The sequence below is a fragment of the Bacillus sp. 05T22 genome, assembly GCF_056396765.1.
The window spans coordinates 1-10,559 of the sequence record NZ_JBFTMC010000136.1 but is presented as its reverse complement, the minus strand read 5'-3'; the positions used below and the strand labels follow the sequence as shown (position 1 = coordinate 10,559).

Below are 10,559 nucleotides of genomic sequence, written 5' to 3'. Positions count from 1 at the left end.
CCATATACCCTTTATACCAAGACTTGTATGATACGAAAGGTAATAGGCAACAGGAACTTCTACAAGCCAAATTGATACAACACTGATAATAGTCGGCCATAGTACGGTTCCACTTGCCCGCATTGTCGCACCAATAATTTGTGCATGACCGAAAATTAAATAACTCCATAATGTAATCATCACTAAACTATGAGCAATTTCGATTGTATTTGGACTTGTTAAGAACAACGATAAAATTTCTCTTGAGAACAAATAAATAAGAGCAATTAATACCCCGCCGATGATATAATTCATCACAATACCTGCCCGAACAACTTTCTGTAATCGATCGAATTGATTCGCACCAATGGATTGTGCAGCAAAAATGGATACTGTAATTCCAAGACTCACTGCAGGCATTTGTACATAACTTGCCACTTGGTTCACGACTCCATAGGCTGCGGTCGCATCAGAACCGAAGCGATTTACAAATGCAATGACTGCAATCTCAGATAACGAAACTAATATCATATTAATACTTGCTGGAATACCAAGACGTAGTAATAACTTTAATAATTCCCAATCCATCCGAAGATATTTTCGTACTGCCCCATCCAATTGCAATGGATGATTTTTCTTCTTTAAATAAATAAGCATTACAACAAACGTTATAATCGTTGATATAACAGAAGCATAAGCTGCTCCATAAACATCAAGTTCCGGCAATCCTAACCAACCAAAAATAAGAACAGGCAACAATATCATGTTCAATACTGTACTAACAATTAAAAAGTAAAATGGCGTTTTAGAATCTCCTGTACCTCGCATAAATGTTGTATATGCAAAATATAAGAATAAGACCGGCATTGAAATAAATAAGATACGTGCATAGTGAACACTCATATCAATAATGTTTTCTGGTGTCCCCATAAGGCGCAGAATGTCCATTGCAAATATGCTTCCAACTACCGCTAAAATAGCTCCAATAATAAATGTAAATGTGAGCGTTGTACCGACAACCGCTTTTATCCGATCTTCATTTCGAGCACCAAATGCCTGCCCGATTAAAATTGAACTACCAGAGCCAATTCCAATTACAAATGAAACAAGTAAAAAGAACAATGGAAAAAATGCAGAAATGGCAGCTAAATCATTCACACCGAGCCATCGTCCTACCACTACCATCCCAAACAATTGTCCAACTGATTGTAATACATTACTTAAAAGTAAAGGAACTAAGAACATGGACATTGATTTCCATATCGGTTTCCCTTCCTTCTCCTGATTCTGTGATTCTACACCTTCTTCGGTGTTATCTGTAGGTAATTTCAAATTTCATTTCTCCTTTCTTTTGTCTTTTTCTTATAACTTAACCCAATATTTACTTCCATCAGCTGTTCGATCTAGAAAACCATATTCAATTAAATATCTTCTCAAAGTTACAAAATCCGGATACACACTTTCTAAAATTTGATTCACTTCTTTTTCTGTATACTTCTCACTACTATCAAACTTTTTCACTAAATGTCTCAATATGATAAGTTTACGCTTTTGTTTCTTCGGAAATTTAACAAGTGGCCCATCTAATCCTTCGGTAAAATGCAATTTCAGCACTTCATCATTCTCATCTTCTGTAATATTATACCTGTCATCCACCATTGTAGCTGTGCGGTGAATCGGTAAAAATTTAGACTGCACTTTTGATTTTTCTTCCGACAATTCCATCAGCGCTAAAAACACCTTAGCCTGTTTCATCTTCTCCCGTAATGTAAATCGATGATTACGAATTGTCGATGTACTGCCTCCATCCATCTCTTTCACAATTTCTTTATCATTTAAACCCATATAAAAAAATTGCACCATTTTCTTTTGTAAATCTGTTAAACCTGTAAACTTCTTATCCAGACTTAATAAATATGCGAACATAGATGTATGTTCCTTTTCAATATGCAGCTGTGCGAATTTCTCTGCTTCATACAAAACATTATGCTCTTGATAAATAACACCTTTTATAAAAGTTTCTCCGCAAGCTAAGCAAACGTATTCTTCTGTATCCTCTTCAAATACATATCCTTTTTTCAGTTCTTCAACGGAAGCGTCCCAAAACTTCTCTGAAATATCACTCATATTAAACAATCCTCCAAAAAGTTTATTATTAACCTAAACAAATTACGATATCGTTTATCCACTTTATCATATTAGCATAAACTCAACAAACATTTCAACATTACGTTTACTTATTTTATAAACAAATTCAAAAACGTTTGTATACAATGTGAAATGAAAGGAATTTTATAATTAATAAAAAAACAAAAATCTGTGAAAAGATTTTTGTTTTTTACGCCCAATTATATCGCCTTATTTACGATTCATGTTCATGTTCATTTCCATATCATGATCAAAAGCAACAGATTACTATTTCACCACAACATCTATCAAGATCTTACTTACTTTTATAATTTCTTTTTTATTCTCTAGTTGGTTCCAATCCCCTCGAGATCTATTCGAATATTCACAACCATTCAAAGTGAAAAGCAGTTGAGTTTTTCTTCATCTCCCACTGAGTATTATCCCTCACCAATCCGACTTTTACGGACAGTTAATCCCCAGCCTCAAGAATATTTATTGCAATTTCTAAATGCAATGGAAATGATCACCGACTCCATTCTAGAGGAAATTTCCAACGAAACGTATGATTATATTATATACGATGCACAGTCTTTACCTGGAAAATGGATTGCCCACCAAAACAAATTATTATCTATTGCAACTTGGACCACTTTTGCATATTCACAAGATCCAAAAATAAATATGTCCCTGACAGGAATAGATGATATGGAACAAAAACAAGAGCGTTTGACCATGCTAAAAGCATTTTTACAATTAGAAGAAATCGCCAAACGCAAACAATTAAAAGCAGAGCAGCTAAAGAATATACCCGATAATTTTATTGTTCGTAACTATGTTCCTCAATTAGATGTACTTCGCCAAACTGATGTCTTTATTAGCCATTGTGGAATGAATAGCACCAGTGAATCACTTTATTTTGAAGTACCCTTAGTTATGCTTCCTATCATAAATGATCAACATACGATTGCTGAACGAGTGAAAGAACTTGGTGCAGGAGCTATGTTAAATATTCAACAACTATCGGCGGAGGATATCAAAGAAGCTGTTAGTGAAGTGTTAAGGAATCCTATTTATAAGAACAATACGAAAAAAATTAGTCAATCATTTCGTAACGCGGGTGGTTATTCTAGGGCTGCTAATAAGATTTTCAAATTTACTCGTTCATGAAAATCATTAAAGATCCATGTTTTCACTAACATAGATTTTTTTTCATAGCCCATAAGCATTATCTTGTAGCTCCTATTACCGGATTTACTTTTAATATAAACTCTTTTCCTTCTCTCAATAAATTTAAGTGTAACAAATCCTACAATGAAAGATAAAAAAACGAAGAATAATTGTATGTAGTCAACATCAAAGAAGTAATTAGCAGATACCGCTGGAGTTATTGTTGCAACGCTCGTCCAATCCCGTGAATCCTGCATGTAAAAGTATGTGAATATAGTTCTTGGTAACAATTGTAATACGATAAATGTAATCAGCACCGCTAGTGTAGAAATGGCGTATTTCATTCTCCTCACCTTCCTTTCATTTCAAATATTTTACCATGAAAAAAGAGCCAAGATTCTAAAATTAGAACCTGGCTCTCCATTATGAATTAAAATTATTCTTTCGGCGCAATCATTTTCTTCGGATCTACAATTTCATCAAACTGTTCTTCCGTTAATAATCCTGATTGTAATGCTGCTTCTTTTAACGTTAATCCCTCTTTATGAGCATGTTTAGCAATTTTCGCTGCATTTTCATAGCCAATATGTGGATTTAATGCTGTAACAAGCATTAAAGAACGATTTACATTTTGGTTAATCACTTCTTTATTTGCTTCGATGCCAACCGCACATTTATCATTGAACGAAACTGTTGCATCAGCTAATAAACGAGCAGATTGTAAGAAGTTATATGCAATTACTGGCTTAAATACGTTTAACTCAAAGTTACCTTGGCTCGCCGCAAATCCAATTGTTGCGTCATTTCCCATAACTTGCGCTGCAACCATTGTTAATGCTTCACTTTGCGTTGGATTTACTTTACCTGGCATAATAGAGCTTCCTGGCTCATTCGCAGGAATAATAATTTCACCCAGACCACTACGTGGACCGCTCGCAAGCCAACGTACATCATTAGCAATCTTCATTAAATCAGCTGCTAATGCTTTTAATGCACCATGTGCAAACACAACTTCATCATGACTCGTTAATGCATGAAACTTATTCGGTGCAGACACGAATTGTTTTCCTGTAAACTGACTAATTTCCTCTGCGACCATCTCACCAAATTTAGGATGAGCATTAATTCCTGTTCCAACTGCAGTACCACCAATCGCAAGTTCTTTCATATATGTATTGCTATCCGCAATCATACGCTCTGTTTTTTCAAGCATACGATGCCAACCACTAATTTCCTGTCCTAGCGTTAAAGGCGTTGCATCTTGCAGATGCGTACGACCAATTTTAATAATATTTTGAAACTCATTTACTTTTTTCTCTAATGTTACTTTTAATTTTGTAATTGCCGGTAACACTTGGTTTTCCACCGCAATCACACATGCAACGTGAAGTGCTGTCGGGAATGTATCATTTGAACTTTGAGACATGTTTACATCATCATTTGGATGAATATGTACATCAAGCCCTTTTCCCTTTAAAATTTGATTCCCCCGGTTTGCGATTACCTCATTCACATTCATATTTGATTGTGTACCGCTGCCTGTTTGCCATACAACAAGCGGAAAATGTTCATTCCATTTTCCTGCTAGGATTTCATCGACTGCTTCTACAATCGCCTGCGCTTTTTCTTCTGATAACTTCCCTAGTTTCTGGTTACTAATCGCAGCACTTTTCTTTAAAATTGCAAATGCTTGTACAATTTCAATCGGCATATACTCTGTTCCAATCGGAAAGTTTTCTTTACTGCGTTGTGTTTGCGCTGCCCATAATTTATCAGCTGGAACTTTCATTTCTCCTAATGTATCTCTTTCAATTCTGTACTCCATGTTTTCATCCCCTTGAAAATATAATAGCTACGCTTTTATTGTAACAGACTTCCCTTCAAACGATAAGGATTCTCACTCCTGTTTATTCATAATTCTATATTTAAAAAATTATGTTTCAGATGAATCGGGAGATAAAAACCAACCAGAAACACCAATCGCTTGCATCTGCCATACATTCACAAGAAATGAAATTAAAAATAATGACCCAAATCGAAATATGAATGCTCCGAATAATCCATAAAATAAAGCCTTTTTTCTATCATCTTCAGGTATATGTTTAACCATAATAGCAAGTACAAGAGCATTATCTGCAGATAAAACTCCTTCTAATGCGATAAGAATTAATATAACTCCCCCATACTCCAGCAGTAATGATTCAGTCATATTTCTCCTCCTGTTTTTGATACTATATATTTTGCTTTTTGATAAGCGAAATATACTAATCTCATTAGAAACTGAACAACCCGTAAGTTCTAATCGAACTTACGGGTTAACTTCGTACTATACGATGAAGAATTGTCATCTTCTATAGAAATTAAAAATCTCTAATACACCAATGGAAGGGATGATTTTATATTATGACACTTGTTTCCCTTTTTCAGCATCATCAACATACCAAATGAATTTCCCTGTATATCCGTATATAACTGCCAATGCTAATGATACAAAGCTCATCCACATGAATGGAATGTATGATAATGTTGCGACCCCTAATATACCAGCCATGTAAATCCCATTATCAGACCATGGAACCATACCTGAAGTTAGCGTTCCACCCACTTCTGAGTTACGAGCCAATATACGACGATCGAGCTTTAATTTATCATAGCTGTCTTGCATAATTTTTGGAGTTAAAATAAGTGATACGTACATTGCGCAGCCGAATACGTTTGCTAAGAAAGCGACGATTAATGTGGACAGTGTTACATTTCCTGCAGAGTTTAGTTTCTTCTCAAATTTTGATACGATTACTTTTAAAACACCGAGTTTTTCAAGTAACCCTCCGAAACCTAATCCAAAAATAATAACTGCTACTGATCCAAGCATACCATTGATTCCACCGCGATTTAGCAACTTATCAATGAAGTCCACACCTGATTCAATAGAAAAACCGTTATATGCTGTTCCAATTGCCTCTCCAAAGTGCATACCTTGGAACAGAGTTGCCCAAACTGCACCGAGAAGCGCTCCCATTGCAATTGTTGGCATTGATGGTTTTTTCATTGCTAATAGTCCGATGACAATAACCGCTGGTACAAGCATCCATATTTTAATATCAAATTGCTTTAATAAAGCTTCTTTTAAAAATTCCACTTTGTTTAAATCAACATTATCTCCACCATACATCCATCCGGCAACTGTAAACATAATACCGGTAATAATATATGCTGGTACATCTAGTACAAGCATCGCACGAACGTGCGCAATAACATCTACTTTTGCCATTGAAGCAGCAAGTACCGTACTATCAGAAAGCGGAGATAACTTGTCTCCAAAGTATGCCCCTGAAAGTACTGCTCCGGCAACTAATGGCAGCGGTAAACCAAGACCTTCACCGATTGCCATCATGGCAATACCAGCTGTACCAACTGTTCCCCATGATGTACCTGTTGCAATAGAAGTAATTGAACAAATAATTAAGGTTGCTAATAAGAATATACTCGGATGAATAAATTCTAATCCGTAATAGATTAATGTCGGTACAACCCCGCCAGCAATCCATGTTCCAATTAGTGCTCCTACAGCAACTAAGATGAGAACAGCTTCTAATCCGTTAGAAATTCCTTTCGTAATTGCATCTTGCAATTCTTGATAACGAAACCCTAGCCTTAATCCAAGCGCAATTACTAAAAACCATGAAATAAATAGCGCTAATTGAATCGGCAAATTAAAGATCGTTTGAAAGGAAAAGACAACAGCAAGAAACAGTAATAAAAGAATAATGATTTCTGGAATCGATGGTAATCTTACACTTTTCATTTGCTTCTCTCCTTACAAGTCGATAACATGATGTGTGTCGTCTTACGTGTATACGATATACAATGAACGAAGACAAAACGTAATTTTCACATTATTTCGATTTATTTTTTCAGTATAATATATACGACCTTTTCTATTGTAAAAGTAGATTGAGATTTTCGCAATGGAAATTATAAAAAATATTGTATTTTTATTTATAATTTCCAAAAATACATATGAAAACCTTACGAAGAAAAAATCTAGAAATCGCTTACAAAATAACACTATATGTAATCCGAATCATGTTTCAATCTGAAATCAATTGTATATTCGTACTATATTATAGAATGAAAATACCCACTAAAATCTAATTTGCTCAGCAGGTTTAACATGAGCGAACCATTGTCCAATTACTTGGTTATGATGATCGATAATTTGGGATGCAGATAAGATTGTGGAGTCGTATGTACTATGTCCATCTTCTACAAGAGTAAGATTATATCCAAGACTATAAGCACGTCTACATGTTGCATCCACACAAATCTCAGTTTGAATTCCTACCATTACAATTTGTTTTATACTTCTTTCATCTAGTTCCTGCTGTAAGCTCGTTCTATGAAATGAATCAGGATGATTTTTTTCAAGAGTAATGTCTTCTGCTAATGGAGCTATAGATTTATGAATACTCCAACCTGAAGTCTCCCGTTCAAGTGGAGAACCAGCTTTTCCATTATACTTCATGTAAATAATAGGTGCTTGAGCAGTACGAGCTTTTGAAATTAACAACTGAATATTTTCTAATAATTCCTTTCCTTTATATAAAGGTTGCTTCTCTTGAAAAGAACCTGTTTGTACATCAATAATGAGTAATGCTACACAATTTCTTCTCATAAAAAATACCTCCAAAACATTTCTTTCTAATACAATTTCTAAACATGTTCACTTGAAAACTCACATTTTTAAGTGTGTCCAAAATATATGATTCGATTACTCATCATTACGAAACGAAATTAGCATTTGAAGGATAGCGTTGCATTTCATATCTGAGTTTTTAATAAGAAATAATCTCCATACTGAAGCGTCTGCAATACAACATGTAATACCATACCTGGCAACTACTATTTTATCTCCTTTTACTTCTTTATCGTTATAAATAAAACCTGTAAATGTAATTTGTTTCCCTTTAAATCCAAGAACATCTTTTCCGATTATATTCATTGTTTGAATATAGTTTTTATCATCTATTTGTATTTCCTTCTGGTTCATTATCGTTTTCTCTAACTGTTCTGGCGACTGTTCTGATGTAGGTAGATTTTGAATTGGCTCTTCTTCCTGATCAACTAATAATTCTCTCCAATCAGAACTGATCTGTTTCGTTTGTGGTACTTTCTGCTCTACACTTTTTGCCTGTGCACTCTGATTCATTTCCCTGTTCGCTGCGAGACTACCATTAATTGTTACGTTGGAAAATAAAAACGCACTTACAATCGGAATAACAAACAGTGCATATAGAAGAACAATCTTCATTTAGTGCAGTACCACTAAATGAAATTTTAAATACAAATTTATTTAACTATGATGAAGCAAGTCAATCAGCTGGCTGGATTCAGGAGTTAAATAGCGAACACCATACACCAGAAACAGAAGAATACGGCATTAGTTCCTTTGTTTATCGCCGTAAACGTCCATTTCATCCTGTTCGACTTATGAATTGGTTAAAAAAATGGCCTTTGGATGTTGTAAGAGCGAAAGATTTTTTCTGGCTTGCATCTCGTAATCACATGATGGGGCTTCTATCTCAAGCTGGCTCTTCCATTATCATCCAAGGAGCTGGTGAATGGATTGCAGCATTACCAGAAGCTGAGCAGCAGCAAATACTTATAGAAGAGCCAGAAATACTAAAAAATTGGATGAGCAGTACGGAGATCGCATAACAGAGCTAGTCTTTATTGGAGTTAAAATGAAACAATATGATATTGAACGCTCTTTAGATACATGCTTATTAACCGATGAAGAAATGAGACAGGATTGGGATGATTTTGTTGATCCAATCCCTCCTTTTACCGTGGCATCATAATACAAAGTAGAAAAACAAGATGGTTTCCCTAAAAGGTTACCATCTTGTTTTCGTTTGTTCTTTAGAGTTACTAGGCTTATTTATTACATTAGCCCATATAACAAGTACAATTGTACTTATAACAACAAAAATCCCATAACCAATTCCCGCAGCATCACCAATTGTTTCTAATCCAAATGGTAACAGAGCCGTAGTAATTCCTATTACGTAAGAAAAAACCCCAAATATTTTTGCAAGTTTCTCTTTATCCCCCACGAAAGTCTCTTCTTGATATCCTGCAATGAGAAATAACCGCTTTTTTATATGAATTTGGTATCCCATAATAATGATTAACATGCCTACAAGAAAACTGATTATAAATCCACCGATCATCAAATCCCTCCTTTACAATATTTTACCATGATTATAACTATCACATGTCTATCTTTAATATTAAAAAATTCTGTTTTTTTAATATTACTCGTGATATATTACATATTGTATTCAATATTTCAATTAAATTTTCTTTCTGAAAGGAGAACCCAGCTATGGATTCAGGAAGGTTGAAAGGCATTATTATGGTCATTACAGGTGCTAGTTTATGGGGATTATCCGGGACCGCCGCACAACAACTGTTTCAACAAGAAAATGTTTCTACAGAATGGTTAGTTACAATTCGATTACTTATATCCGGAATTATTTTGCTCTTATTCTCCTCATTTGGCAGTAAAAAATCAGAAGTGCTTGGTATTTGGAAGCAAAAAGCCGAGGCAAACAAAATAATTCTGTTTGGATTGTTAGGTATGCTGGCTGTACAATATACCTATTTTGCTTCTATTCAGGAAGGAAATGCTGCAGTCGCAACATTGTTACAATATTTAGCACCAATATTTATAACTGTTTACCTTATCTTTAAATGGAATATTCGTCCTACTAAAATCGATTTTATTTCTATCGTACTATCTTTAATCGGGACCTTTTTCTTGCTAACGAATGGATCCATTGATAATTTAGCTGTTTCAACACCAGCTATCGTTTGGGGCATTTTATCCGGTTTATCACTAGCATTCTATAGCCTTTATTCAAAGGAATTATTAGAAAAATGGTCTTCATCTGTCATTGTTGGATGGGGGATGATTATTGGAGGAGTTGGTGTAACCGTCTTACATTTTCTCTCCACGAACGAGTTTATCTTATTATCTGGCATGAAATATTTACAGCCTAACAATCTTTTTCTCATTACATTCGTTGTTATTTTCGGCACACTCATCGCATTTTATTTATATTTAGACAGCATACGATATCTTACACCGAAAGAAACTACATTATTTGGTTGTACAGAACCACTTGCAGCTATCATTTCTTCTATTCTCATTTTGCATGTTCCGTTTCAATCATTTCAATTTTTAGGCGCTCTTTGTATTATTGTAATGGTACTTGTAC

Annotated in this window: 9 protein-coding genes and 3 pseudogenes; 3 read left to right on the top strand and 9 right to left on the bottom strand. The window is 34.7% G+C overall.

Annotated elements, in window-relative coordinates; genetic code table 11:
* Both AC1DIT_RS24925 and AC1DIT_RS24920 read right to left on the bottom strand, forming a co-directional pair.
* Positions 1–1,311, bottom strand: a 1,311-nt coding sequence (locus AC1DIT_RS24925) for an MATE family efflux transporter (RefSeq protein WP_476998481.1), incomplete at its 3' end; no start/stop codon positions are given.
* Between the two features lie 30 nt (positions 1,312–1,341).
* The gene (locus tag AC1DIT_RS24920) at positions 1,342–2,106 is read right to left on the bottom strand and encodes a DUF2087 domain-containing protein (RefSeq protein ID WP_016114305.1); all 765 of its coding nucleotides are present in this window, start codon (positions 2,104–2,106) and stop codon (positions 1,342–1,344) included.
* Between the two features lie 411 nt (positions 2,107–2,517).
* Here AC1DIT_RS24920 and AC1DIT_RS24915 point away from each other — a divergent pair, with 411 nt between their 5' ends.
* On the top strand, positions 2,518–3,276 hold the full coding sequence (locus AC1DIT_RS24915) for a nucleotide disphospho-sugar-binding domain-containing protein (RefSeq protein WP_229165998.1): 759 nt from the start codon (positions 2,518–2,520) through the stop codon (positions 3,274–3,276).
* Here the strand turns inward: AC1DIT_RS24915 and AC1DIT_RS24910 are convergent.
* From AC1DIT_RS24910 to AC1DIT_RS24885, 6 genes and pseudogenes are all read right to left on the bottom strand, one after another.
* A complete protein-coding gene (locus AC1DIT_RS24910) occupies positions 3,231–3,620 on the bottom strand; it encodes a hypothetical protein (protein ID WP_016114303.1) in 390 nt (129 codons plus the stop codon). The two genes, AC1DIT_RS24915 and AC1DIT_RS24910, sit on opposite strands and share 46 nt — an antisense overlap.
* A gap of 92 nt (positions 3,621–3,712) precedes the next feature.
* Complete coding sequence (gene fumC / locus AC1DIT_RS24905; RefSeq protein ID WP_016114302.1) at positions 3,713–5,101, bottom strand: class II fumarate hydratase; 1,389 nt, start codon at positions 5,099–5,101, stop codon at positions 3,713–3,715.
* A 150-nt stretch (positions 5,102–5,251) separates the two neighbouring features.
* A pseudogene (locus tag AC1DIT_RS24900) lies at positions 5,252–5,485 on the bottom strand (TerC family protein); the annotation flags it as partial.
* A 192-nt stretch (positions 5,486–5,677) separates the two neighbouring features.
* Positions 5,678–7,081 (bottom strand): Na+/H+ antiporter NhaC, encoded by a 1,404-nt coding sequence (gene nhaC, locus AC1DIT_RS24895; RefSeq protein ID WP_016114300.1) that lies wholly within the window; start codon positions 7,079–7,081, stop codon positions 5,678–5,680.
* 339 nt (positions 7,082–7,420) lie between these two features.
* Positions 7,421–7,951, bottom strand: coding sequence for a cysteine hydrolase family protein (locus tag AC1DIT_RS24890; protein ID WP_016114299.1), 531 nt, complete (start codon positions 7,949–7,951; stop codon positions 7,421–7,423).
* Between the two features lie 156 nt (positions 7,952–8,107).
* Positions 8,108–8,587, bottom strand: a pseudogene (locus tag AC1DIT_RS24885) (TIGR03943 family putative permease subunit); the annotation flags it as partial.
* Between AC1DIT_RS24885 and AC1DIT_RS24880 the strand changes: the two are divergent.
* Positions 8,578–9,137 (top strand): annotated as a pseudogene (locus AC1DIT_RS24880) (CobW family GTP-binding protein); the annotation flags it as partial. The pseudogenes AC1DIT_RS24885 and AC1DIT_RS24880 overlap by 10 nt on opposite strands.
* A gap of 36 nt (positions 9,138–9,173) precedes the next feature.
* Here the strand turns inward: AC1DIT_RS24880 and AC1DIT_RS24875 are convergent.
* Positions 9,174–9,509, bottom strand: coding sequence for a DUF3784 domain-containing protein (locus AC1DIT_RS24875; protein ID WP_016114296.1), 336 nt, complete (start codon positions 9,507–9,509; stop codon positions 9,174–9,176).
* 155 nt (positions 9,510–9,664) lie between these two features.
* Between AC1DIT_RS24875 and AC1DIT_RS24870 the strand changes: the two genes are divergently transcribed.
* A partial coding sequence (locus tag AC1DIT_RS24870) for a DMT family transporter (protein WP_476998480.1) occupies positions 9,665–10,559 on the top strand: 895 nt, incomplete at its 3' end.

What these genes read in the sequence shown, in the direction of transcription:
- AC1DIT_RS24920 (WP_016114305.1), bottom strand. Translation starts at nt 2,106, where the DNA reads ATGAGTGATATTTCAGAGAAGTTTTGGGACGCTTCCGTTGAAGAACTG.
- AC1DIT_RS24910 (WP_016114303.1), bottom strand. Translation starts at nt 3,620, where the DNA reads ATGAAATACGCCATTTCTACACTAGCGGTGCTGATTACATTTATCGTA.
- fumC (WP_016114302.1), bottom strand. Translation starts at nt 5,101, where the DNA reads ATGGAGTACAGAATTGAAAGAGATACATTAGGAGAAATGAAAGTTCCA.
- nhaC (WP_016114300.1), bottom strand. Translation starts at nt 7,081, where the DNA reads ATGAAAAGTGTAAGATTACCATCGATTCCAGAAATCATTATTCTTTTA.
- AC1DIT_RS24890 (WP_016114299.1), bottom strand. Translation starts at nt 7,951, where the DNA reads ATGAGAAGAAATTGTGTAGCATTACTCATTATTGATGTACAAACAGGT.
- AC1DIT_RS24875 (WP_016114296.1), bottom strand. Translation starts at nt 9,509, where the DNA reads ATGATCGGTGGATTTATAATCAGTTTTCTTGTAGGCATGTTAATCATT.